Below are 25,805 nucleotides of genomic sequence, written 5' to 3' on the forward strand. Positions count from 1 at the left end.
TATATTAACAACAAACCCCTCCCAGAAGCTAATTATCTCGCTTCTGGCCAAACCACAGTGATTAATGTTTGCCAATCAGGGCCACAGCCACCTTTTTTGGAAAAACCTCAGACCATACCAGATGATTCATACTTAGTACTAGGTGATAATCGTAACAATAGTTACGATGGACGCTGTTGGGGTGTTGTCCCTCGCCAGAATATTATTGGACGGGCTGTAGTTCGCTTTTGGCCTCTAAATCATGTTGGAGGAATAGATAAAGTACCACCATATCCACAAACAACTCCATAATGGATAATTTAGCTTGATGCTTTTGCTCAAGAAGAATTTAGAACTATTACATTCTTTGCTTGAGCAATCAGCTAGCTTCCAGAAGAAAGCAAAAGAAAATATGATATGCCCAATATCAGCCGTAAGACCATTGTCGAGGGTACTGTAATACTAGTCTTCTGGGCTATTGGTATATATATCCTTATTTTTACCGAAGCTCGCTGGATTCCTTCTGGTGCTATGGAACCCACTCTGCATGGTACGCCAAACCAGTGGGAGGCAGACAAGATCATTGTCGATAAGTTGAAATATAAATTTGCTGACCCACAGCGTGGAGACATCGTAGTATTTTCACCGACGAAAGAATTACAAAAAGAACAATATCAAGATGCTTTTATTAAAAGAGTAATTGGCTTACCTGGAGAACAAGTACAACTCAGAGATGGCAAGGTTTATATTAACAACAAACCCCTCCCAGAAGCTAATTATCTCGCTTCTGGCCAAACCACAGTTATTGATGTTTGCCAATCAGGGCCACAGCCACCTTTTTTGGAAAAACCCCAGACGATACCAGATGATTCATACTTAGTACTAGGTGACAATCGTAACAGTAGTTACGATGGACGCTGCTGGGGTGTTGTCCCTCGCCAGAATATAATTGGACGGGCTGTAGTTCGCTTTTGGCCTTTAAATCATGTCGGAGGAATAGATAAATCGCCACTATATCCATAAATTAACAAAATTAGTAAGTAGGTCGGCGCAATTAAAGCTAACTGGTGAGGGCTGTCATTTGTCCTTTGTCACTTGTACTGAGCGACTTGTGCCGAGCCTGTCCTGAGCGTAGCCGAAGGGCGAAGTCGAGGTAAGTCGAAGTATTAGTCATTAGTAAGGGCTTTAAGCCTATTTATGTTTCGCAACATACTTTGGTTTTTTCGCGCCAATTTACTTAAGGTGGATAAATCACAAAAGAATTCTAGATTTTAGATTGGTGATTTTGCAGTCCCCAATCTAAAATCTAAAATCTAAAATTGCTATAATGCCTTACCTAGCCAAGATTTTACTGTATCCAGTTAAATCACTGGATGGTGTTGAAGTTAATAACGCTGGAGTTCTTGCCAGTGGCGCACTACAGCATGACCGCGAGTTTGCCATCTTTGACGATCGCGGTAAATTTGTCAATGGCAAGCGTCATGCTAAAATCCATTTACTAAGGGTGCAATTTGCACTCTTCAATAGAACTATTTCGCTACAAATTCCAGGCGGCGACTCACAACAAGTTTTTCATCTGGATGATCAACGGCAAGCCCTAGAAGCAACTTTGAGTAATTATTTTGAGTTTGCTGTTACATTAAGGCAAAACTCTCTGATGGGCTTTCCTGACGATACACGATCGCCAGGCCCAACCGTAATTAGTACAGCGACGTTGACAGAAGTAGCTTCTTGGTTTCCCGGTTTAAGTGTAGATGAAATACGCCGTCGGATGCGTGCCAATATCGAGATTGACGGTGTACCAGCATTTTGGGAAGATCGGTTATTTAGTGAACAAGGTGATTTAGTCTCCTTTCGAGTGGGAGATGTAGATTTTTTTGGGGTTAATCCATGCCAGCGTTGTATAGTTCCAACACGCGATTCTTACTTAGGGGAAGCTTACCCAAATTTTCAAAAAATCTTTGCTACCCAGCGACAAGCTACTCTGCCTAATTGGGTTGCTGCATCGCCTTTTAATCACTTTTACAGATTGAGTGTTAATACGCAATTGCCTCTATCCTCAGCCGGAAAAATTTTACAAATCGGCGATAAAGTTGACATACTTCTATAATAAAATTAACATTTATTTATAATAAAAAATACTAAGTAAATTTTCTTGGATTTTTTTTGTTATTAGTATGTATTTGCATGAAAATTTTAAAATTGTTGTAGTTAAATATAGGTTTTTGTGCAAGTTTAGAGGTTTTGAGACTGGAAAATCAAGACCTCAGCAATTTAGAAATTAAATTTACGATTAGGTGCTAATGGCGACCTGAATTTTAGAATGGCATACTGTAGCTTATTGGTTAAATTTCAGTTGTTCTAAGGAAATGTACTGATACATTGCCAGATAAAACTGAGCAAACTAAGCCGCGATGTTTACGACGGGCTGTGACGCTCGACGATTCGCTCTAAGCGAAGCCGTTGGCGTTGCCTCTCTAAGAGTTGGCTTTACGCTGCGCTATCAGCGTCGCAAAATTTGAAAATTGGGGGTTGGACAAACTTAACTAGTCAGACAAGTATCCGAACAAAATTTTTAATGCTTTTTTTATACTCAACTTTCTCAGAGATGTCATGCTCGAAGTGATGACATACCGTAATTTTTTTGGTATTAAATGTAGCTGAAATGGCAAAAATACCCCAAATATATGCTGGGGAAAATTAAACAACAATGTTATCCAAACTTCAGTCTGTCAAATCTCTTAATTGCTTAGTTGGCAAAGTTTACGCCAGGATGCCCTTAAAGTATGTTCTGATTGTCCCCTTTATATTGCAAATTTGTGGGGCGGTAGGACTTGTGGGCTATCTTTCGTATCAAAACGGACAAAAAGCGGTAAGGGAGCTTGCTAGTCAATTAGAAAATGAAATCTGCGATCGCATTGAACAGCATCTTAATAACTATTTAACAACTCCGAAGCAAATAAATCAAATTAACTTAGATGCGGTTGAGTTAGGTATGCTCAACCTTTCTGACTTTAAAACCACCGGAAATTACTTTTGGAAACAAATGCAGGTTTTCAATGTTGGCTACAACAGCTTTGCCAACCCCAAAGGGGAATTTATCGGTATTGAACGTTTAGATAATGGCAAGCTGTTGATTAATGAAGTTAGTCAAAAGCATGGTATTGGGAAACTTTATATTTATGATTCAGACTTGAAGGGGAATCGTCGCCAGCCTCAGCAAGTTAAAGATTACGATCCTCGGACAGAAGCGTGGTATGCAGATGCAGTCAAAGCAGGCAAACCTGTTTGGAGTCAAATTTATCAATGGGAAGATAAACCAGAAGTTTTATCTATATCTTCCAGCTATCCTGTGTACGATAAAACTCATCAGCTTGTTGGCGTGATTAGTGTTGATTTAATCTTGTCGCAAATCAGCAAGTTTTTAGCCAAATTAAACACCGAACAATCGGGTAAAACTTTTATTTTAGAGCGTTCTGGGTTAATAGTGGCTTCTTCTAGCGAACCACCATATAACATCATTAATGGTCAAATAAAACGTCGCTCGGCATTAGACAGTCGAAATTCTTTAATTCGACTCACAACCCAATCTTTGAAAAAACGCTTTGGCAGTCTTGGGTTTGTTGTCGGGAAGCAACAGCTAACTTTTAGCGCTGATGGGATGCGTTATTTTGTACAAGTAAAAAGTTGGAAAGATGAACTGGGTTTAGATTGGCTAATCGTGGCGGTGATTCCCGAAGACGAATTTATGGAGCAAATTAATAATAACACCCGCATCACCGTTTTGCTGTGCATAGTTGCTTTTTTAGTGGCTACAAGAATAGGGATTTTAACTGCTCGCTGGATAATTAAGCCAATTTTACAATTAAACACATCAGCTAAGAAAATTGCTCAAGGTGAATGGGAGCAAACACCAGAAATTCAGCGCTTTGATGAGTTGGGGGAACTAGCCAAGTCATTTGAAACTATGGCAAAACAGATGCAAGCATCTTTTAGTGTTTTGTCAGCAAAGAATGCTCAGATGCAAGTTTTAAATGAGGCCCTATCTGAGAGTCAGAGTCGGCTAACTCAATTTTTAGAAGCTATGCCAGTAGGGGTATTTATTATAGATGCTGAAGGTGAACCTTATTATACAAATCATATTGGACAGCAAATTCTTGGTCAAGGAGCGATCGCAGAAGTTAGCGGCGAACAATTGTCAGAGGTATATCAAGCTTACCTTGCTGGGACAGATCAACTTTACCCCAGCGATCGCCTACCAGTTTTGAGAGCATTGCTGGGGGAAAGCACCAGAGTTGACGATATGGAAGTTCGCCATTTTGACAAGATTATTCCCATTGAAGTTTTGGGCAAACCCATCTATGATGAATCGGGAAATCTGGCTTTTGCGATCGCTACGTTTTTTGATATCACCCAACGCAAACAAGCAGAAAAATTATTAGCAGAATACAATCGCACCTTAGAAGCTCAAGTCAAAAAACGGACTGAAGAGTTCCAGCAAGTGATTGAACAACTGCAAACCACCCAAGAAGAACTAATTCAATCGCAAAAAATCGCCGCCCAAGAACAGCAAGCAGCCATTCGGGAAGCAGCGCGAAGCGCCGCCGCTAACCTCGCCAAAAGCGAATTCCTTGCGAACATGAGCCACGAACTCCGTACTCCACTCAACGCCATTCTTGGTTTCACCCAAGTCATGAGCCGAGATTATACCCTATCTAGCGAACATCAAGAAAATTTGGCAATTATTAATCGGGCTGGCGAACATCTACTTAACTTAATTAACGACATTTTAGAAATGTCCAAAATCGAAGCTGGGAGAATCACATTAAATCACGGTAGCTTTGACTTAATTCATCTATTGAATAACTTAGAAGAGATGCTGTGTTTGCGTGCTGCATCTAAAAACTTACAACTAGTATTTGAGTATGCACAAGACATTCCTAAGTACATAGAAACCGACGAAAATAAATTGTTTCAAGTCTTGCTCAACCTCTTGGGGAATGCCATCAAATTTACTGATATTGGCAGAGTAGCGCTACGGCTGAGATGGGAGCAGGGGGAGCAGGGGGAGCAGGGGGAGCAAAATTCCCCCCATCCCCCTCGTCTCTTCTTCGAGGTACAAGACACAGGTTGCGGTATTACTCCACAAGAAATTGACTTGCTGTTTGAGGCTTTTGAGCAAACCGAAATCGGTAGAAAATCTCAACAGGGAACAGGACTAGGTTTAGCAATTAGCCGTAAATACGTACAACTGATGGGGGGAGATATTACAGTCAGCAGTACTCCTGGTATAGGTAGTACATTTGCTTTTGATATTGAAATTGGTTTAGCTTGTCCTAGAGAAATGCCGACAAACCAAATTAAATCTCAAATTCTATCTTTAGCGCCGACTGAAAAAGCATACCGCATCTTAGTGGTTGACGATGCGAAAGAAAGCCGTCTACTGCTAGTTAAAATTCTTACATCTCTGGGCTTTGAAGTCAGGGAAGCTACAAATGGTCTAGAAGCAGTTAGTAATTGGGAATCTTGGGAACCACACTTGATTTTTATGGATATGCGAATGCCGATTATGGACGGCTACGAAGCTACAAGAATAATTAAAGGTAAACAAATAGGGCATGGAACAGCCAATAGGTTGCGGAGGTTCCCAAAATTTAAACAACTGACATCATCGGGGAGCCAGTATCTTAGCGGAGGGTTAACCGATTCAGGCGACTGTGAGGTTCTCAAAACTGGATGCAAAGCCTCTCCCACACCAGAAGTAGCTGGTGCGGCCATTTTGCGATCGCCATTCGCCCTAGCTCCCCCTTCCGACTTCCTGGAGACAGGGCATGGTTGTTTGAATAAACACACGATCGTTATTGCCCTAACTGCTAGCGCCTTTGAGGAAGAACGCCAGAAGATTTTATCTATTGGCTGCGATGATTTTATTCGCAAGCCATTCACACAGGAAGTATTATTGGAAAAACTGAGCCAACATCTGGGTGTAAAGTATACCAACCAAGTAGAAAACCCAAATACAGCAGTTGCCGATCAACCTACACAGATATTTGTCAGTTTTGCGGAACTCCTGAGTCATTTATCACAAATGTCACCTGAGTGGCTGCAAAAGATCCATTATGCCGCAGCCAGCTGTAGCGATGAACTGATTTTAGAGTTAATCAAGCAAATTCCCTCAGAGAATGTTCAGGTATCCCAAGTTCTCAGGGATTTAGCAAATAACTACCAGTTTGAGAAAATTATGGAATTGACTAAAACAAACATAGAATGAATTACGAGCATTTAGACCCTAATAAAAAAGATATTTTGATCGTTGACGATATGGCGGACAACCTGCGGGTTTTATCCTCAATATTGACAAAGGAAGGGTATAACGTTCGTAAAGCCTTGAACTGGCAAATGGCACTGACAGCAACTCAAACAGTATTGCCGGATCTGATTTTACTCGATATTATGATGCCAGAAGTAGATGGCTATGAAATTTGTCAGGCATTTAAAGCTTGGGAGCTAACAGCCGATATTCCGGTGATTTTTATTAGCGCTTTAGATGATGTTTTTGACAAAGTTAAAGCCTTTAGGGTAGGTGGTGTAGACTACATCACCAAACCTTTTGAGTTTCAAGAAGTTTTAGTGCGCGTGAAAAATCAACTGGCATTGAGATCAGCGCGATTAGAAATATTGAAATTAAATGTAGAACTTGAACATCGGGTAACACAGCGAACTGAGGAGCTAGAAAAAGCTCTCCAAAAACTTCAAAAAGAAATCAATTCCCGCCAGGAATTGCAAAGTAAACTATTAGATATAGCGCTGCATGATTCGCTGACTGGATTACCAAACCGAGTTTTATTTATGAGGCGACTAGACAATGCTCTCAATCGAGCAAAGCAAGAATCTAGTTATCAGTTTGCAGTCCTTTTTTTAGACTGCGATCGCTTCAAAGTTGTCAATGATTCTCTTGGTCATCTGGTGGGAGATGAATTGCTGATTTCTATCGCTTGTCGCCTGCAAACGTGTCTCATACCTATTGATACTCTAGCCCGATTGGGTGGTGATGAATTTGGAATTCTCTTAGAAAATATTACGGATATCAATATAGCAATCCAAGTTGCTGATCGGATTATGCAACAGCTATCACTTGCTTTTAAACTATCAAGATATGAAGTCTTTATGAATGCCAGTATTGGCATTAGTTGGGGCAATAAAGATTACGATCGCCCAGAGTATTTACTGCGGGATGCTGATACGGCAATGTATCGGGCTAAGGCTCAAGGAAGAGCCAAATATCATGTTTTTAATCCAGCGATGCATCAGGAAGCTATTCAGCTTTTAGAGTTAGAAAACGACCTCCGAAGAGCTGTTGAAAGGCAAGAATTCCTGGTATATTATCAGCCAATTATTTCTCTAATTACAGGCAAAATTTCTGGATTTGAAGCCTTGGTGCGCTGGCGACATCCAATTCGTGGTCTAGTTTCTCCTACAGAATTTATTCCTGTAGCAGAAGAAACAGGTTTAATTAATGCCATCAATACTTGGGTATTACAGTCAGCTTGTAATCAACTAAGCATTTGGCAACATCAGCCAGTGACACCAGAACCTCTAACTATTAGTGTCAATTTGAGTGCTAGATTATTTTTACAACCCAATTTTGTAGAACAAATTGACCGAATTATTTATGAAACTAAAATAAATCCTGCATATTTAGAATTAGAAATAACAGAAAGTGTAATTATGGAAAATACTAATGCGATTAAAATAATTTTGCAACAACTAAAACAGCGAAATATAAAGTTGATTATGGATGACTTTGGTACCGGATATTCCTCTTTAAGTTACCTACATAGCTTTCCTTTAAATGCACTCAAAATTGATAAATCTTTCGTAAAACGGATGCAGGATAACAAAGAAAATATGGGGTTAGTACCAGCAATGATTGGTATAGCCAACTCAATGGGCATGAGTGCGATCGCTGAAGGTGTCGAAACAGAAGAACAGTTAGCCCAGTTGAGAAGTCTAAATTGTAATTTTGCTCAAGGATTTCTGTTTTCTGAACCCATAGAACAACAATTGGTTCTGAAGTTGCTTGCCGCAGCACCTCAATGGTAGCTATACAATAAGCACTTGGGAAGAATTTCATTGTTGACGTTCGGCTCGATTATCTGTGCGGGCTATTTAGATAAGCTGCTATAAGCAGGCTATCAGGTTCGCCAAGCTCATAACTGGTCAATAGCTTTGGTAATTGATAAAACTCTCTAGCCTCTGTGGGAGTTAAACTATAAATATAAGTATTTTGGTGAAATCGATCAAAAAATCAGGGTAATTTAAAAGAAGCATTTACTATCCTCAATCATTACAAGCATAGCTTTTGATACATAATGCATCTCAATCAAACTAACCATCAAAAAAAAAATATTTTGGTCGTCGATGATACCCCAGATAATTTGCGGCTTTTATCGGCAATGTTGACTGCACAAGGTTTTGAAGTTCGCAAAGCTTTAAACGGTAAAATGGCACTAACTGCATGTCAAATGGTTTTGCCGGATGTGATTTTGCTGGATATCAATATGCCAGGCATGGATGGCTATCAGGTTTGTCAACAACTGAAGGCTGACGATAAAACTTGTGAAGTCCCAGTAATTTTTATCAGCGCCCTGGATGATGTTGTGGATAAAGTAAAAGCTTTTGATGTTGGTGGTGTAGATTATATTGCCAAACCTTTTCATGGGGCAGAGGTTGTGTTGCGAATTGAAAATCAGATTAATTTACGTTTGCTGCAAGTTAGACTGCAAGAAAAAAACTTTTTATTACAAGAGGCTCTTGACAACTTAAAATCCGCTCAAGTTCAACAGATTCAGAACGAAAAGATGGTGGCGCTGGGGCAGTTAGTGGCTGGGTTGGCTCATGAGATTAATAATCCCATCAGTTTTATTTATGGTAATCTCCAATATGCTGGTCAATATGTGCAAGACCTAGTAAATCTGATTGAAGTTTATCAACAGGAATATCCCAAACCCACGCCAAAAATCCAGCAAATATCCCAAGATGTAGACCTGAATTTTGTGATTAACGATCTACAAAACCTCATAGGTGCAATGTATAGAGGCTCCGATCGGATTCGGGAAATTGTTTTGGCGCTACAACACTTTTCTCGGCATGATGAAGCAGAGATGAAGCGGGTAAATATCCATGAAGACATCGAAAATACTTTGGTGATGTTACAACATCGACTTAGAGAAGCAGCAAACCGTCCCGCAATTATGGTAGTGAAAGATTATGGTAACTTGCCCCTAGTTACTTGTTATGCGAGTGAACTAAACCAGGTATTTATGCATTTATTGAATAATGCTATTGATGCGATAGAAGAGGGAATGGGGAGTAGGGAGTGGGGAGTGAGGAATCAATTTTTAGAAGAGGGAGTGGGGAAGGTGGGGCCCCCTCTGGGGATAAGGGGTAATGGGGAATGGGGAGTGGGGAAGCAATCTTCTACTCCCTACTCCCTACTCCCTACTCCCCAGATTAGGATTCACACAGAGGTGACAGACTTAAATACAATCAAAATTGCGATCGCAGATAATGGCCCTGGTATAGAAGAATCGTTGCGATCGCGTTTATTTGACCCATTTTTTACCACAAAACCTGTGGGCAAAGGTAGTGGACTAGGATTATCTATCAGCTATCAGATTATCGTCCAAAAACACCGAGGAAATATTACCTGCATTTCTTCTGTTGGGCAAGGAGCAGAGTTTGCGATCGAAATTCCCATTGAGCAACCTGAGCGTTAGCCAACAGCAAACTCAGTAAATTGTCTTTTGAAGGGTGAATGAAAAGCCAATACAATATCTTGTTTGGGTATACCTCGATTAGTAAGCTCATTGGCAATACCTCCTTCAGTCCCATCGTGCTGAATCCAAATTTTTTCGTTTTTAATATCTAGATGTAAAATACAACCATATATACGGCGTTTATTTGACCAGCCTGCATGAACAAGTTGATAGCGATCGCGATCGCTATCAAAAATTACTTCAGCTTCAACTTCTTCATTACTAGATTTAAATTGACTGTAAGCCTGTAACAATTCTTTAATTATTTGACGGTATTGTTCTACTTTTGCCATTTGACAATCATCTCCTCTTCTGGGTCGAAAATAATCAGTCGAACTTGGTAACGTTGAATTAACAAGCGCGGTAGTTCTAAACTGAAAAAGGAACGATATGTATCAAAAGGAACTGCTAAATACAGTAGTCTCTGGGGTTTCTCTTCTTCAAGTGCCAGTTGATATTTAAGAAACTGTCCTAAAGCAGTACTAAATTCTGTTGTAGCAGATGGACTCACAAAACTTTTGACTTCAACAGCAATTTTTTCTTCGTCTCGTTCAGCTGCTAGAATTTTCTCTGCACCAAGGTCTATGTACATATCCAATCCACCAAAACGTAGAAAGAAAGGGTCATTGGTAATCAGCCAACCATCTTTTTCTAAAGCGTGTTTTACTGCATCATGGAAAATGTCTTTGGCTGGCATAAATGACTGTTGAGCGGTTGAATTTCATTATGCCTTGAGTTTAGGGACTTCCAAATAAAAAAATATCCCATCGCTTTAAGGGCAAGGGGGCAGGGAGCAGGGGGAGGGAAAATCGTAGTAAAGTACAGAGATTGGATAATTTATTTTTTGGAGTTCCCTTAACTGTTGATTAATCAGTTGTGAAAATACAACACTTTGCTTTTGAAGTGAGGTACAAATGCAGGACTAAAGATCATATATAAAAAGTATCTACTTCCTGCCTCTCCTACCTCCTGCCTCAAAACCCGTAGCTCTTTGCACTTCATGCAAAAGAAAACTGCTGTAATCACTCTGACAGGTTTAACGGCAATTTAACTGTGAACATCGTCCACCCCTGAAAACTGGTAACTTCAATTGTGCCTTGGAGATATTCTACTAACTTCTTCACTAATGCTAAACCTAATCCTGTGCCACCATGTTGCCAGCGATCGCTCTGAGGAATTCGGTAAAATGGCTCAAATATCCGAGCTTGTTCTTTTGTGGGGATTATCACCCCAGAATTACTAATTGTAATTTGAAAGTAGGGAACTTGCAGATTATCTAATATACCAGAATTGATTAGACTTTTTGTGGTGTCGATGAGCCGAACATCCACCGTAATCTGTCCTTCAAGCGGAGTATATTTACAAGCATTGTTGAGTAACTCTGAGACAATTTCGGTCAGGCTGGGCAAGTCTGAAACTAAAGGTGGTAAATTTGGCACAATACTAACTTGCAAAGCTTGTTGCATCGCTCTAGCCCTTTCTTCAAAATACTCGGCAACGTGAGGCAGCCAGTTTTGGAGTTGAATTGAAGTTAATTCCAATGGATAGACATCTGCATCAATCATTCGGATGTGCAGCAAATTGTCTACCAGATCCAATTCTTGTTCGCACTGATCGCGCAGAATAGCTAAGTAGCGGGCTACAGATTCGGATGGAAAAAGTGTGTTTGAATTTAAGCTACCCGGCCGATCAAGAATATTTTCTAGGGCGGAGATTGCCATTTTAATGTTTGACAAAGGCGTTCGCATTTCATGAGAAGTGGTTGCGAGAAAATCCTCTTTCAACTGGTTCAGCCGTTGGAGTTCTGCCACTTGAATTTCTAGTTGTTGGGCACGTTCTGTTGCGAGATTGTGTTCTTCGGTTAGCCGTCGTTGTGTGTCATCCCGAAAAACTAGTACTGCTCCTGTAATCATGCCACTGTTGTCTCTCAGGGGAGTAGCACTATCAGCTACTGGTATAGTTGTCCCGTCTCTAGTAATTAGTAGAATTCGACTGCCTAGATAGATAGTAGTTTCTTGTTGGAGGGCTGCGATAATTGGATTTTGGGCAGGGATCTGAGTTTGTTCGTCAACGAGTCGGAACACCTCAGTTAACATCCGTCCCTTGGCTTCATCCCATCGCCACCCTGTTAATGCTTCACCTGCCTGATTTAGGTACTTGACGCGCAACTCAGGATCGACCACAACCACTCCATCACCCATTCCCCGCAGCACAGAACTCAAAAATTGCTCGCTTTCGTAGCGATTGAGTGCTGTTTGAATGGCAACGTAAAGTTCTTCTTCCTTGATGGGTTTGAGAATATACCCAAAGGGGGATGTCAGCGTTGCCCGCTCCACAGTAATTTTATCAGAGTGACCTGTGACATAGATAACAGGAATTTGCAAATTATGCCAAATTTGCTCAGATGCTTGGATACCGTCCATTTCACCGCGTAACCTAATATCCATTAAAATCAAGTTTGGGCGTAATTCAGTTGCTTTGGCAATTGCCTCTTCTGCGGAATCAAGAATATCTACAACAAGATATCCTAAAGACTCTAAACTTTCTTGTAAGTTGATGGCAAGAATATATTCATCTTCAACAACAAGGATTCGCACTGTCTCCTTTTTATGTGTGTTTGATGGGATGCCAATCATGTTTATGTCCGACTGTTTGTAAAAGTAATTTTGAACTGTGTTCCCTGGTGAGATTCAATTTCGAGTTTTCCTCTTAACTGTTTGACTAAACCCTGAACAAGTGTTATACCCAGTGTTTTGGCTTTCTTGCTATCAAAATTTTCAGGTAAACCAATGCCATTATCTCGAATAATGAGTGTCAAAATAGACTCAGATTCTTGATAAAACTTAACCTCAATTTTCCCTCTAATATTAGCAACAAAGGCATATTTCAAAGCATTGGAAACAAGTTCGTTGATAATCAAGCCACAAGGAATGGCAGTTTCGATGTCAAGGCTAGCATCATCAACTTGAATATCCAGGTGAATCTGGCTGGAATTGACGTTATAAGAATCAAATAAATGAGTGATTAAATCTGGGATGTATTGAGCAAAATCAATATCAGCAAGGTCTTCAGAGCAGTACAGTTTTTCATGGACTAGGGCAATGGAGGCAATCCGGTTTTGGCTATCACGCAAAATAGCTGTCACCACAGGATCTTGTGTCCGTCTGCACTGCATTTGCAGCAAACTGCTGACAATTCCTAAATTGTTCTTTACCCGATGGTGAATTTCTTGAAGTAATACTTCTTTTTCTTTGAGAGAGGCTTTGATTTTTTCCTCTGCTTGCTTATGCTCGGTGATATCTTGTTGGACAGCTACAAGGACGCTGCCATACTCAGGATGGTCAAAAATGCAAGCGTTTGCCCTACACCAGAAAGAAGTACCATCTTTCTTAATGTTATGAACTTCATAAGTAGCTTCACCGTTTTGAATAACGACAGTGCTAATTGCTTGATTCACTTCTTCAGGTGTAGTATGTTCGTTTCCGTAGTTGACAATCGACACATGCTGACCAATTAATTCACCAGGTTCATAGCCAAACATTTGCTCAAATTTAGGATTGGTGTAGACAAACACGCCATCTGTGGCACGAACTAGGCAAACTCCCTCTGCTATGTTACGGGTAATTACTGCTTGCAGTTCTAACATCTGTTCAGCGCGTTTGCGTAAGCGAAGCTCGTCGTAGATATCGCTGATTTCAACTACAACAATGCCCACACTAATAGGTTGATCGGCTTCAGATTGAATCGGAAAATAGGAAGCTAGCCAAGTTCTGATCACACCTGGGAGTTTTAGAGTCTCTCCAGTTATCTCCAAATCCAGAATCGATTCGCCCGTTGTCAAAACATGTTCCAATACCTGCTCCAAGTTTGGTGTCAAATTGGGGAGAATCTCCTGTAGTGTTTTGCCAATATGGGCTGATGCGGGAATACCATGAATTTCTGCTAATGCTTCATTAATAAATGAAAAACGTAGTTCTCGATCAACAATACTTATACCAACGGGTGCGCTATTGATGAAGGCATCTAATAACTTTTGCTTATGAGCCAGTTCTCGCTTTAGAACTTTGCGATCGCTTAGTGCGGCTTGTTGTTCGGTGATATCTCGTCCTTCTGGAATCAACAAAACGACTTTACCTGTCTCATCTAGAAGCGGACGCAGTGAAAAATCGATTGTTGCTACTCGGTTATTTGCACCTAGAACATCAACTTTATAGCGAACAAACTTTCCCTTAGCAGCAAGAGCGATCGCTTGTTTTAATTCTTCTTGAGTTTGTGGTGAAATTGTCCACCAGTGTGCTTCCCAAAAAGGGCGATTGATCACATTTTCAAGCTTAAGTCCGCCAAAACTTAGCATAGTCTGGTTCGCTTCCAGTAAAGTGCCAGATGGCGTTAGCAGTCCTGTGAATTGGAAAGTGTTATTAAAGATAGCGCGGAATCGGCGATCGCTTTCTTGCAACTTGGCAGTGCGTTCTTGTACTTTGACTTCTAACTTGGTGTTGAGGGTTTGGAGGTTGTGGTAAAGTTGGGCTTGTTGAATAGCGATCGCTAGTTGTACCGTCAGTTGGTTGAGCAATTCCACTTCAAATGCCTGCCATTGCCGGGGAGCAGAACATTGATGTACAACAAATAGCCCCCATTCAACTACTGGAGTTGCTATGTTTTCTACCAAAATTGGGACAACTAAATTCGCCTTGACCTGAAACTGTTCTAATAATTGAATATGGTACTCACTTAAACCCGCTTCGTAAATATTCGGACTTGTCCAAATTTTTCCTCTGCGGTATTTTTCCCCCTGGCTTTCTTGAAAACAGGTATCTTCAATCTTCAGTCCCAAACTTGGTTTCCATTCAGGCAACACTGACTCCGATACAATACAACCCTGCATCTGGTGAGTGAATTGATACACCAGTACCCGATCTGCACCCAGTAACTGACGGACTTCTTGAACACTCGTAGTCAGAATATCTTCAAGCTTCAAAGATTTGCGGATATGCAGAGCGATCGCTCCTACTAGGCGTTGTTGTTCCTGCTGCTGTTCTAGCTGCTGCATTAGCTGCTTATGCTTGATCGCCCCATGAATCGTTCGGCAGAAATTTTCCTGGGTCAATTTTCCCTTGACTAGATAATCATCCACCCCACTTTTTATAGCTTGGACTGCGATCGTTTCGTCTCCCTGTCCAGTCAGCATAATTACTGAAATTTGGCGGTTGGAAGTTTGCCTCTGTAACTTAGTGACAAATTCCAGCCCGTCTAAATCGGGTAATCGATAGTCCAACAAAATCACATCCGGTATTTTCCCTTGACAAGCTTGTAGCGCCTTATTTCCAGACTCAAACTCGTAAATATCATAAGTGTAGCGATCGTCCCGCTCTAGGAAGCGTCGATACAAAACTCTGTCTTCAGCAGAGTCTTCTACAAAAAATACAGTTATTGCATTGACTCTCATGGATATCAGCCTCCTAAGAAAGCTGCGGGAGTAGGGAGAAGAATTAATAACTTATGCGAGGTTCAATACAGACTAATATTTTTAGTCGCATAACACGCATAATAGAATAGTGACTGATCTGTTCGTCCCTTTACAATCTCTCAAACAAGGTGACTGGTTCAAGCTCATCTGCGGAGCTAGCTTCCAGCATTTGCCGGCAGTCAGAAATTTAACGTTAGCCTATACTTTGGCGGGCGCTGACTGCATAGATGTTGCAGCTGATCCAGCAGTGATTGCAGCAGCGCAAGCAGGGCTACAAATAGCTAAAACTCTAGCTAAAGATGCCCAAAAGCGAGGCTTTGACTACAAAGGCAACTTACCCTTTTTAATGGTCAGCCTAAACGATGGAGAAGACCCCCATTTTCGCAAAGCAGAATTTAATCCTACTGAGTGTCCTAGAGACTGCCCTAGACCCTGTGAACGGATTTGTCCGGCACAAGCAATCGTGTTTGACATTATCAAAGAAAACTTTTCGGGAGTAGTTTCCGAAAAGTGTTATGGCTGCGGTCGGTGCATCCCAATTTGTCCTTATGGTATAATTTATACAGCTTCATACGTGACAACGCCAGGAGCGATCGCGCCATTAGTAATGTCAACAGGAGTAGATGCCGTAGAAATCCATACACAAGTAGGGCGGTTGGCAGAATTTCAGAGATTGTGGCAAGCAATTTCACCCTGGGCCGATCAATTAAAGGTACTAGCCATCAGCTGTCCCGATGGCGAAGGGATGACTGATTACCTAAGAGCAGTGTATGACCTGATTGCCCCGCTCAAAAGTGCTTTAATTTGGCAAACCGACGGTCGTTCTATGAGTGGCGATATCGGCGATGGCACTACAATAGCCGCAGTGAAATTAGGGCAGAAAGTTTTGGCAGCGAAATTACCGGGATATGTGCAGTTAGCAGGCGGCACAAATAGCTATACCGTTGCTAAGTTAAAGGCAATGGGACTACTTAAAGAGGCAGAGGGGCAGGGAGCAAAGAGCAGGGGGAAATTTTCTTCTCCTTTGCCCCCTGCCCCCTGCCCCCTATCCTCCATCGCCGGGGTCGCCTACGGTAGCTACGCCCGTGTACTGCTGTCACCAATTCTCGAAAAGTTAGAGAATAAGGAGGTAAGTAACACCAATATGAAGGCGACTATTTGCCTAGAAGAAGATGAAGTATTACTTTGGCAAGCTGTAGAACTTGCCCATTCTCTCGTTTCCCAGATAAAGTCATCTCAGAGAAGGGAGAGTGAGCATTAATTAAGCATAATTACTAGGTACAAAAGGATACTGTAATTTATGTTTAATTTATGTTTGTATAGTCAAGGTAGGAGGTTTGAGCATTGAATGAGCGCTTGAGAACAGTTAGAAGCTGAAAGTATCTGATTTACTGTTGTTTCCGTCACCATAGAAAGCATGACGATTACAGACGATCTCCAAAAGTTATTAGACATTTTGCCCCAAGACCTGCAACAAGTACTAGAGAGTCATCCCAAACGAGATAGTTTAGTAGAAGTGGTCTTGGATTTGGGTCGTCGCCCAGAGGCTCGCTTTCCTAATCAAGCTGAGTATCTGAGCGAAATACCCGTTACTCAAGAACAGATAGATGATTGCATTCAACGAGTCGGAATTTTTGGCGGAGATAATCGGGCAGGAATTGAGCAAACTTTGCATCGGATCAGTGCGATCCGCAACCGGACTGGTAAGATTATTGGCTTGACCTGTCGCGTTGGTCGGGCGGTATTCGGAACCATTGGCATGATCCGCGATTTGGTAGAAACTGGTAAATCGATTCTCATGCTGGGTCGTCCAGGCGTGGGCAAAACTACCGCCTTACGGGAAATTGCTCGTGTTTTGGCAGATGATCTGCATAAGCGAGTGGTGATTATTGACACCTCCAACGAAATCGCTGGGGATGGTGATGTTGCACACCCCGCCATTGGTCGCGCTCGGCGGATGCAAGTGGCTCATCCAGAACAACAGCATCAGGTGATGATTGAGGCAGTGGAAAACCACATGCCAGAAGTCATTGTCATTGATGAAATTGGCACGGAACTGGAAGCTTTAGCGGCTCGGACTATTGCTGAACGGGGCGTACAGTTGGTAGGTACTGCCCACGGGAATCAGATCGAAAATCTGATTAAAAACCCTACCTTGGCTGATTTAGTTGGGGGTATCCAAGCTGTGACGCTGGGAGACGACGAAGCCAGACGACGAGGCTCTCAAAAGACTGTTTTAGAGCGGAAAGCCCCTCCTACCTTTGAAATTGCTGTGGAAATGTTGGAACGCCAACGCTGGACAGTACACGAAAGCGTGGCTGATACAGTAGATAATCTGCTGCGGGGTCGTCAGGCTACCCCACAAACGAGAACTGTTGATGACCACGGCAAAATCGCGGTTTCAAGGCAGTTAGCTGTTGTCAACGGTCGCGGTGGACAGCTAGCGACAGTGGAGGATTCTTTCCCACCAGCGCGACCGTCTAATGGCTGGCGTTCTTCTGGACAAATGATTGCACTGCCGCAATTGCCTGTAGAACGGGTGACTGGACGGAGTGAGTTTGATCGATTGCTGGATGAATCCTTCAATTATTCTGAGAGCATTGATTTAGATACTGCGACTAGACAGCCAGGGCCCAATGGTGAAGATTTGCCACTGCACGTTTACCCTTATGGCGTTAGCCGCCACCAACTAGAACAGGTAATTAGCGTGCTAACTTTACCCGTGGTATTGACAAAAGATATAGATAGTGCTGATGCGATTTTAGCACTGCGATCGCACGTCAAAAACCACGCCAAATTACGCCAAATGGCCAAAGCTCGTCATGTCCCCATCCACATGATTAAGTCCAGCACCATTCCGCAGATTACCCGTGGCTTGCGGCGCTTGCTGAACATGGACGACCCAGAAATGGCCGATGACTTAGAATTGCAACTGTTTTTGCACAATGGTAGCGATGATGAGATGGATGCCTTGGAAGAAGCTAGACTTGCTGTTGAGCAAATTGTGATTCCGAAAGGACAGCCAGTGGAGTTATTACCACGTTCTCCCCAAGTCCGCAAAATGCAACATGAGTTGGTAGAACATTATCGCCTCAAGTCGCATAGTTTTGGCGAAGAACCAAATAGAAGATTGCGGATTTATCCGGCGTAACTTCACCCCTAACCCCTCTTCTAGCAGGCTACGGTGTACACACAAGTCTTTGAGAGTTGTCCCACAACCTTTTGATCCCCCCAACCCCCCTTAAAAAGGGGGGCAGAAAATGCCTTATTTTCCCCCTTTTTAAGGGGGACTAAGGGGGATCTCCGATGAATGACTATGCACCAAAACCTACGCAGTATTGGTTAAAGTCTGAGGGAGATTCCCGCATCATCTACAATATTTCAGCAATGCCAAAAAACCCGGTCGTGAAGACCAGGTTTTTGTAGGGCCATATTCCCCCAAGGCTAGTTATAGAAGTTATTTATAATTCAGTGTTCTGGTAATTACTACCAAACTTAGATTATCAATTTCGGAAAATTATCGCCCAATTCTCAAAATATTCTCTCACTTACTTGTGCGATGCTTGCGGTGGGCTACGCCTACGCTCATATCTGCTATTAGCTTGATATCAGTGCGTAGGCGCAGCCCCAATACGGTTCGGTTAGGGTTTTTTGATAAAAATTCTAAATTACAAAGACGCGATAAATCGCCGTCTCTACAATAATCAGTCTTTCGTCTTGACGGCGATTTATCGCTCTCTACTGATTGAAATTGAGATCACAACGTCGGTCTGAGAATTTTGCTATTATTTACCACTTTAAAATATATGCAAATAATTGAAATTTCTCCATTCCAAGCATTTCGCCGGAGTGTGACGACGGTGATGCAAGTAGTTCCGTAGCCCAACCCAGGCATCGCTCGTGCTTTGTTGCGACTGTCTCCAGCCGAACTACTCATACTTGATGAGCCAACAGCAAACCTTGACCCCAAAACAGAACACGAGATTTACAACATTTTGCGTACCCTATCAATGGGAAGAATAGCCGTTGTAGTTAGCCATCGCCTCGCCTTAGCAAAACTAGCAGACCGAGTAGTAGTACTAGAACACGGTCAAATTATCGAGGTAGGCACTCATGACGAACTCATAGCACTAGGCGACAGTATCACTCGATGTTTACTCGTCAAGCTAGTAGTTATAACTGAGTAGGGAGTGGGGGCATAAGGGAGCAGGGGGAGAGGCTTAAGAAGATTTTGCCCTATAGTTCCTTCATTCAAAGTTATATTTTATACTCTTTAAGGTTTTTAATCAGTAATTTAACTTATTAGATTACAAAAAGTTGTAAATAAAAACCGTGTTGACTCTGAAGCCAAAAATGATGTTTATGTTGAATTATTAAGGTATCCAAGCTAACTACTTGATTGTCAAAAATACTGATAAAAAAATGGCAGATGACTTTAATCAAAACCAAACCCCAGATTCTCCTTGGAATCCTTTCCTCCCCACTAAAAGAGATATAAGCAGAACTGAAGAACTAGCAGAAAAAAGCCCTATCGTTGCTGGTGTGTTAACATTTTTTCTTCTCCCTGCTGCCATGATTTATCTCAACAGAGGAGTAAATAATCTGAAAATTCTTGGATATGTATTTGTCACTGCTTTTATAGTAGGCATAGTTTCATACAAAGAAAACGATGCTGAAAAAATGGAAGGAATAAGTAATCTAGTTGGATTCTGTGGTCAAGTAGCTATAATTACTGAGAATGTCAAAGCAGTTACTCTAGCCCGTAAGCGATTAGCTTCTAAGCAGTCTTAATAATTACTAAATATTAAGTACCGTACCTTAGCAGAAAATTACAAACAAGCTTTTACTACTTGGTATATAAGTTTGCCACTAGACAAAAAAGCCTGCTTTTGCAGGCTCAGATATATTTCACACAAACGCGAAACACTACTCCGGTAATTTATATTGCCCAACAATACGCTTGGCAAACTCTGGAACATGCGCTTCTAATTTCTCTGGATGATTTCGCTTTACATACAAATAATTGCGAGTAAAGTGAGAATCAATCGAAAACCGCGCATATTCCAAACCCTTGGGGCCGATTTTTTCGATCACTACACCCATCAATTTTGCTGCCCATAAGGGGAGAGTAACGCCTTTATCGTAAGCAGGAATACTTTGCTGTACAGCTTCCTTGCGGTTGCCTTTAGACATGACTGGTTGAGTGTCTAACTGGTCTTTCACCAAATCCAGCATTTCCTTGCCAGTGTCATTTCTAACTACAATCCATTGCCAGCCGAAGGGTGCGCCCATGTAGCCAACAACTAAATCGGCTAGGGAGTTGACGTAATCAAAGCAACTCATACAGGATGGGGCAAAGACATCTTTAAGTTTGTTGGTCTTCAAGCCAAAAAAAGGCACTGTTTCTGATGAGCCATCTTCATGTTTGAAGTGAACCCGAAAGTCTTGCATAAATTCATAATGCACAACTGTCTCTGGCGATCGGCTAGTTGTTTCTAAGAATTTTTGCAGTCCGGCGCGGTTAACGTTATCTACGCAGGGTGTACCCAAAACATACAGCTTTTCTAAGCCCAGTTGTTTTTCTACGGCTCGTAATGCCTGGATTTGACAACCAACACCAATTACCAACAACCGCTTCATCCCCGATTTTTCTATCTGTTCCAATACGGAAAGGTTGGGGGAAAGTGTTGGTTTATTTACCCGCGCTGCTAGTATTTCTTCTGGAGTTCGGGCGATGATGGGCATGGGTTGAAAGCGGTCTTCTTTGGTGTTTTGCACACAGACGACACCTTCAACTAACCCGCGATTAAGCATTTCAATGGCAATGCTGCTAACAATACCCGTCCATTGTGCGCCTTCGATGGGCTGCTGTTTTCGCGCTGCCATCATGTCTTGATGGACACCAAAGTATAGCTCATCAGGATTGTCGAGATGGCGCGATCGCGTGTGCGTTTCTGCTTCTAGTTCGCCTATTTGCTGATTAATAAAAGCGCAGGCTTCCTTGACATAGTGAATATAATATGTATCACATAGTCCGCACTCGCTACAAAGTTCTTTAGCAGGGCGGCGGCTGGTAGGTTTTAAGGCTTTGGCTTTTTTGTGAGGAGAAACTGAGGTCATATAAATTTTTTGTTTTATCCAGTAATCGCTTTTATTACAATACCTTTACTAGCTATGAATTCTCTCCCTCAAAAAGAAAGCACTCAAAAAGGGAAGAACTGGAGCAAGACTGAGCCAAGACTTCCCAAAAAGTCAAGGAAACTAGGGCTACCAGGGCTTACCTTATCATTTACAGGTGTTTGCAGTTCTTTAATAAAAGCTTGGGCTGTTTGTGTTCCAGGGCTATTATTTTGGGATGTAAACAATTTTTCAGCAACTTGGGCATCTTGGAATGCACCTTGTCTATCTAGTATTTGGTAACGGGCGACACCACGAGCTAAATAAGCACCCGCATATTCTGGTTTAATAGCGATCGCTTGATTAAAATAAGGCTTAAAACCCTTACTAATGACCAATGACAAAGGACAAATGACAGCCTTAGCCAGTTAGCTTTAATTGCGCCGATTTACTTACTCCAAAATCCACGCAGCCTGAAAAAAGTCGCGCTCACAAAACATAGCATAACGGTAGGTTGAATACACAATAGGATTGGTAGTGGCATAATTGTCAACCAGACTTTCTAATTGTTTTGTTAGTGGTTGAAAGTCTGCGCTGCTGTAAGTACGAATCCAGTCTGCATATTGATGATTAGGAATACCGTTATCAGCTAACTGTTCTCCCAAAAAGGCATACAAACGCATACACGGAGACATCGCCGCAGCAGTTAAACCCACATCTGAACCCCAAGCAGTTGCTAACAAAAAGTCAGTATACCGACGGGTGGCGGCTCCTGGTTCCACAGAATGCAAATTGACTCCCCACTCAGAAGCATAGCCACTATGCAGTCGCAGTTCTTCTAAAACTCCACTAGCTAAGTTATGAAATGTGGTGAAACCTAACCAGTCTGGTGCTTTGGCTGCGGCGATACTGTACGCACGGGCAAAAGCTTCTAAGAAAAAAGCATCTTGCCCAACGTAGTAAGCAAATTTCACCTGCTCAAGAGTACCATCGCCAATGCCTAGAACGAAAGGATGCTCTAGGCAAGCTTGGGCTAAGTCTTGATTTGCTGACCATAATTCGTTAGATAAAGTCATTTGTCATTTGTCACTTGTCATTTGTTATTATCCCTCTGTTGTTTCAACTCTCACCCTCAAAAAGGGAAGAACTGGAGTAAGACTGAGCCAAGACTTCCCAAAAAGTCAACGAAACTGGGGCTACCAGGGCTTACCTTCTCATTTACAGGTGTTTGCAGTTCTTTCATAAAAGCCTGGGCTGTTTGGGTTCCGGGGCCATTATTTTGGGATGTAAACAATTTTTCAGCAACTTGGGCATCTTGGAATGCACCTTGTCTATCTAGTATTTGGTAACGGGCGACACCACGAGCTAAATAAGCACCCGCATATTCTGGTTTAATAGCGATCGCTTGATTAAAATAACCGATTGCTTGCTGTTGGTTGCCTTTTTGGCCTTCTGCTACACCCAAAGCATAAAATTCTTCTGGTGAAGCAATTTGTGATGGTATACCAACTGCACCTTGGAAGTTAGCACCATTCAAGTAAGCACCATTCATTTCTGCATTTGCTAGATAAGTATTTCTCAAATCAGCACCCGCTAAATTTGCCCCACTAAATTTAGCTTCGCTCAGGTTAACACCAAATAAACTAGCGCCACTCAAGTTTGCACCCCGCAAATCTGCACCGCTCAAGTTTGCACGGCTAAGATTAGCACCTGTGAGATTAGCCCCGCTCAAATTGGCTCCAGATAAGTCAGCCATTACTAAACCTGCATTTGCCAAATCACAGTTTTGACATTGCTTAGTTGCCAATAATTGTTTAATATGTTCAGAATTTGCTGCTTGTACGCTTGTTGTCAAACTAATCGTGGTTAAAAATGCGGCTGCACCTAGAATTCGGTTCTTCATATTCGCGTAATATTTTTTACTCAATATTCAACACTAACTGAGACGGATTTATACCTCAGCATTATGATATGAGCAATCTTAACAATTTGACCTCTGTAGTTACCTATATTACTTGTAAATTTGGGTATAAGGGTTTGAAGTTAGGTTTAATACACCGTGTTTGCCGAGGTATACCTTCTGTTGTGTCTGGCATGCGATCGCATTTCTCTATTTTATAAACAAGCGATCGCATTGTAGAAAAATAATCAAGCTATCAATATCACGTATCTAAATCAAGGGACAAAAAGAAAGATTTGCTTTTGTATTCCCTGATTTTAAATAAATATGAGACTATAGAAACATTAAAGCAGTCAGAAAAACGTGAGTCAGCAAGACAAACTCTTAGACAAAATTCTCTCTGGGACTTCTGATACAGACATCCCTTTCGCCCAACTGTGGCAACTCTTATATACACTAGGCTTTGAGGAACGTATTCGTGGCGATCATCGGATTTTTGTCAAAGCCGATGTTGAAGAAATATTGAACCTGCAACATAAAAAAGGAAAAGCCAAAAGCTATCAAATTAAACAAGTTCGGGCAGTGATTCTCAAGTATAAGTTAGGAAGCAAAAATGATGTTTCGGTATGAAATTATTCTCTACTGGAGTGAATTAGATCAAGCCTTTATTGCTGAAGTCCCAGAATTATCAGGTTGTTCTGCTGACGGCAATACCTATCAAGAAGCCCTGCATAATGTAGAATTAGTTATGCAGCAATGGATAGAAACGGCTAAGGATTTAGGGCGTTCAGTTCCTCAACCTAGACCGCGTTTGATGTACATTTAATTGATACACAAACCAAGTCAAACTGATTTTTCAGTATCATCATAAATATTTGACATCATCTGCCATAATCATATCTATAGCAGTCTTAAATCATTCATGAAAAGTTAGATCCCCGACTTTTCACGGTATCTGGAAAACCTCACTTCTATTTCTCTCTTCCTTTAAGGAGAGAGACTTTGAATTTTCCCCCTTCCCGCGTCGGGAAGGGGGTTAGGGGTTTAGGTTTTTCATAGTCTTTTCCACATGACGTGAAAAGTCAGGATCTAGACACCGCAAAGTATAATTTAAAAAGTTAGTTACTGGCAACCTTACAAATTACCATGATATGTGATTTGTATTTGTCAGTACTATATTGAATAAGTTGCAGCCCAGAACGTTCTAGTTCTTGCAAAAGTTTAGGGATTTCATATTTATGATGTCGCCAAATAGTAATTTCTTCACCTTCAAAGATTTCAACCTTTTTATCTATCCCCATTCGGCTGAAATTTATAGTGTAATCATGATTAAATCTCATATTAGCAACTATACTATCGGTTTTTGAATCATACTTTCTCACCAATTCGCAATCGTCAGATTTAATCCCAACCTTGTTTTTAACCCATCCATATATTTCTTCTACATGATATTTGCAGCCACCTCTGACGTTTCCATCCCATTTGGAGTTAGAGCCAATTTCATTAGTGAACACTAAGAAATCATTTTTGTTCATGCTCTCTCTAAAGTTTTTGAATACCTCATCTCTATTTTGGTGGTTTCCAATAGTAACACCTAAGTGGAAAAATATTTTTGCTGTATTGTCAATTTCAATATCAGCTTGATTTTGGAATAAGGTTTTTGGTACACAATTCTTTTCTATATCAATTGTGGAACTGATAAATTCGACTTTGGGAAACCATTTTCTAAAATTATTCCTTGAGAAAATTAGCAATTCTTCACTAATATCTAAAGCAACATATTTATTAACCTTATCCAATTTATTAAGTCTTTGAATAAAGTCTTTAACTGGATATGAATTTCCTGCACCAACATCTACTATGTTGATTTTCTTGCCACTTGGAATATTGTCATTAAAGTATTTAAAGTTATTTTTTAAAAGCTCAATTTCTACATTTGATGCTCGATACCATCTAGGAATGATATATTTTTGATAAAAATCATCCCATATTTTTGCGCCTCTACCTTTATAAGAATACTTTAATGGGATTTCTCGTCTGATTTCTAAAGCACAAATTATGCCTAAAATTTCTTCTTCAGAAAAAAGAGAGTAGAACTCAGAACTTGGCTTTGCTGTGCGACTGATAGCGGTTGACATATCTGAGGAAACTTGGGAATTGTCATGAAAATTTTGAGCCATTATTGTTCTTTGGTTTTCTTCGGTATTTAAATGGATTAGCCGCAATTGCCAAAGATGTATTTTCCCATGCCGTCGTCCCCAAATTTGAACCAAAATTTAAACTTGTCAACAAAAGGAAAAGGGCAGGGGGCAGGGAGTAGGGGGCAGGGGGCAGGGAGCAGGGGGAAATCCCTATACATAAATGTATTTGCTCTGAAACCCTTGTGGCAGTGATAATTTCACTTTCTTTCCCACTGCCCCCTGCTTCTTCAGTCACTATAAATAGATCCCATATTCCCCATTGATCAGTTGTTTTTTTACAATCAAAGTGCGAGATAATTTTCCAAAGATAGAGGGGTGAATTT

General features: G+C 41.3%; 21 protein-coding genes and 1 pseudogene. 12 read left to right on the forward strand and 10 right to left on the reverse strand.

Annotated elements, in window-relative coordinates; genetic code table 11:
* The 6 genes from lepB (HWQ36_RS13785) to HWQ36_RS13810 all read left to right on the forward strand — a co-directional run.
* A partial coding sequence (gene lepB / locus HWQ36_RS13785) for a signal peptidase I (RefSeq protein ID WP_292703434.1) occupies window positions 1-291 on the forward strand: 291 nt, incomplete at its 5' end.
* 105 nt (window positions 292-396) lie between these two features.
* A complete protein-coding gene (lepB, locus tag HWQ36_RS13790; RefSeq protein ID WP_292703436.1) occupies window positions 397-1,002 on the forward strand; it encodes a signal peptidase I in 606 nt (201 codons plus the stop codon).
* A gap of 304 nt (window positions 1,003-1,306) precedes the next feature.
* Window positions 1,307-2,089 (forward strand): MOSC N-terminal beta barrel domain-containing protein, encoded by a 783-nt coding sequence (locus HWQ36_RS13795; protein WP_292703437.1) that lies wholly within the window; start codon window positions 1,307-1,309, stop codon window positions 2,087-2,089.
* 600 nt (window positions 2,090-2,689) lie between these two features.
* Window positions 2,690-6,250, forward strand: a complete 3,561-nt coding sequence (locus HWQ36_RS13800) for an ATP-binding protein (protein ID WP_292703440.1) — start codon at window positions 2,690-2,692, stop codon at window positions 6,248-6,250.
* Window positions 6,247-8,082, forward strand: a complete 1,836-nt coding sequence (locus HWQ36_RS13805) for an EAL domain-containing protein (RefSeq protein ID WP_292703443.1) — start codon at window positions 6,247-6,249, stop codon at window positions 8,080-8,082. Before HWQ36_RS13800 ends, HWQ36_RS13805 begins: the two co-directional genes overlap by 4 nt.
* A gap of 269 nt (window positions 8,083-8,351) precedes the next feature.
* Window positions 8,352-9,758 carry a response regulator gene (locus HWQ36_RS13810; RefSeq protein WP_292703446.1) on the forward strand — a complete coding sequence of 469 codons (1,407 nt, stop codon included), beginning with the start codon at window positions 8,352-8,354 and terminating at the stop codon, window positions 9,756-9,758.
* Here the strand turns inward: HWQ36_RS13810 and HWQ36_RS13815 are convergent.
* The 4 genes from HWQ36_RS13815 to HWQ36_RS13830 form a co-directional block, all read right to left on the reverse strand.
* Window positions 9,755-10,090: a XisI protein gene (locus tag HWQ36_RS13815; protein WP_292703448.1), complete on the reverse strand. Its 336-nt coding sequence runs from the start codon at window positions 10,088-10,090 to the stop codon at window positions 9,755-9,757. The genes HWQ36_RS13810 and HWQ36_RS13815 overlap by 4 nt on opposite strands.
* Complete coding sequence (locus HWQ36_RS13820; RefSeq protein ID WP_292703452.1) at window positions 10,078-10,494, reverse strand: XisH family protein; 417 nt, start codon at window positions 10,492-10,494, stop codon at window positions 10,078-10,080. The genes HWQ36_RS13815 and HWQ36_RS13820 overlap by 13 nt, the downstream gene beginning before the upstream one ends.
* Before the next feature lie 325 nt (window positions 10,495-10,819).
* Window positions 10,820-12,394, reverse strand: coding sequence for a response regulator (locus tag HWQ36_RS13825; protein WP_292703455.1), 1,575 nt, complete (start codon window positions 12,392-12,394; stop codon window positions 10,820-10,822).
* Between the two features lie 41 nt (window positions 12,395-12,435).
* Window positions 12,436-15,243: a PAS domain-containing protein gene (locus tag HWQ36_RS13830; RefSeq protein WP_292703458.1), complete on the reverse strand. Its 2,808-nt coding sequence runs from the start codon at window positions 15,241-15,243 to the stop codon at window positions 12,436-12,438.
* A 109-nt stretch (window positions 15,244-15,352) separates the two neighbouring features.
* Here HWQ36_RS13830 and ldpA point away from each other — a divergent pair, with 109 nt between their 5' ends.
* From ldpA to HWQ36_RS13850, 4 genes are all read left to right on the forward strand, one after another.
* Window positions 15,353-16,525, forward strand: a complete 1,173-nt coding sequence (ldpA, locus tag HWQ36_RS13835; RefSeq protein ID WP_292703460.1) for a circadian clock protein LdpA — start codon at window positions 15,353-15,355, stop codon at window positions 16,523-16,525.
* A gap of 156 nt (window positions 16,526-16,681) precedes the next feature.
* The gene (locus tag HWQ36_RS13840) at window positions 16,682-18,415 is read left to right on the forward strand and encodes a R3H domain-containing nucleic acid-binding protein (RefSeq protein WP_292703463.1); all 1,734 of its coding nucleotides are present in this window, start codon (window positions 16,682-16,684) and stop codon (window positions 18,413-18,415) included.
* 754 nt (window positions 18,416-19,169) lie between these two features.
* Window positions 19,170-19,451: a hypothetical protein gene (locus tag HWQ36_RS13845; RefSeq protein WP_292703466.1), complete on the forward strand. Its 282-nt coding sequence runs from the start codon at window positions 19,170-19,172 to the stop codon at window positions 19,449-19,451.
* Window positions 19,452-19,686: 235 nt separating this feature from the next.
* Complete coding sequence (locus tag HWQ36_RS13850) at window positions 19,687-20,055, forward strand: hypothetical protein (RefSeq protein ID WP_292703468.1); 369 nt, start codon at window positions 19,687-19,689, stop codon at window positions 20,053-20,055.
* A gap of 135 nt (window positions 20,056-20,190) precedes the next feature.
* On the opposite strand, the gene HWQ36_RS13855 is transcribed toward HWQ36_RS13850, so the two are convergent.
* From HWQ36_RS13855 to HWQ36_RS13870, 4 genes and pseudogenes are all read right to left on the reverse strand, one after another.
* Window positions 20,191-21,384 (reverse strand): Coenzyme F420 hydrogenase/dehydrogenase, beta subunit C-terminal domain, encoded by a 1,194-nt coding sequence (locus tag HWQ36_RS13855; protein ID WP_292703471.1) that lies wholly within the window; start codon window positions 21,382-21,384, stop codon window positions 20,191-20,193.
* Window positions 21,385-21,467: 83 nt separating this feature from the next.
* Window positions 21,468-21,752, reverse strand: a pseudogene (locus HWQ36_RS13860) (hypothetical protein); the annotation flags it as partial.
* An 81-nt stretch (window positions 21,753-21,833) separates the two neighbouring features.
* A complete protein-coding gene (locus tag HWQ36_RS13865) occupies window positions 21,834-22,457 on the reverse strand; it encodes a TenA family protein (RefSeq protein WP_292703474.1) in 624 nt (207 codons plus the stop codon).
* A gap of 56 nt (window positions 22,458-22,513) precedes the next feature.
* Window positions 22,514-23,284 carry a pentapeptide repeat-containing protein gene (locus HWQ36_RS13870; RefSeq protein WP_292703477.1) on the reverse strand — a complete coding sequence of 257 codons (771 nt, stop codon included), beginning with the start codon at window positions 23,282-23,284 and terminating at the stop codon, window positions 22,514-22,516.
* A 360-nt stretch (window positions 23,285-23,644) separates the two neighbouring features.
* On the opposite strand from HWQ36_RS13870, the gene HWQ36_RS13875 reads away from it, so the two are divergent.
* Complete coding sequence (locus HWQ36_RS13875; RefSeq protein WP_292703480.1) at window positions 23,645-23,911, forward strand: type II toxin-antitoxin system HicA family toxin; 267 nt, start codon at window positions 23,645-23,647, stop codon at window positions 23,909-23,911.
* On the forward strand, window positions 23,895-24,107 hold the full coding sequence (locus HWQ36_RS13880; RefSeq protein WP_292703483.1) for a type II toxin-antitoxin system HicB family antitoxin: 213 nt from the start codon (window positions 23,895-23,897) through the stop codon (window positions 24,105-24,107). Before HWQ36_RS13875 ends, HWQ36_RS13880 begins: the two co-directional genes overlap by 17 nt.
* Before the next feature lie 292 nt (window positions 24,108-24,399).
* On the opposite strand, the gene HWQ36_RS13885 is transcribed toward HWQ36_RS13880, so the two are convergent.
* Window positions 24,400-25,461, reverse strand: a complete 1,062-nt coding sequence (locus tag HWQ36_RS13885) for an L-histidine N(alpha)-methyltransferase (RefSeq protein ID WP_292703485.1) — start codon at window positions 25,459-25,461, stop codon at window positions 24,400-24,402.
* Entirely contained in the window at window positions 25,442-25,717 is a 276-nt protein-coding gene (locus HWQ36_RS13890) for a hypothetical protein (protein WP_292703489.1), read from the reverse strand. The genes HWQ36_RS13885 and HWQ36_RS13890 overlap by 20 nt, the downstream gene beginning before the upstream one ends.
* Window positions 25,718-25,805 lie beyond the last annotated feature (88 nt).

The organism is Nostoc sp. NMS2 (genome assembly GCF_017115105.1).
Lineage (GTDB): Bacteria > Cyanobacteriota > Cyanobacteriia > Cyanobacteriales > Nostocaceae > Nostoc.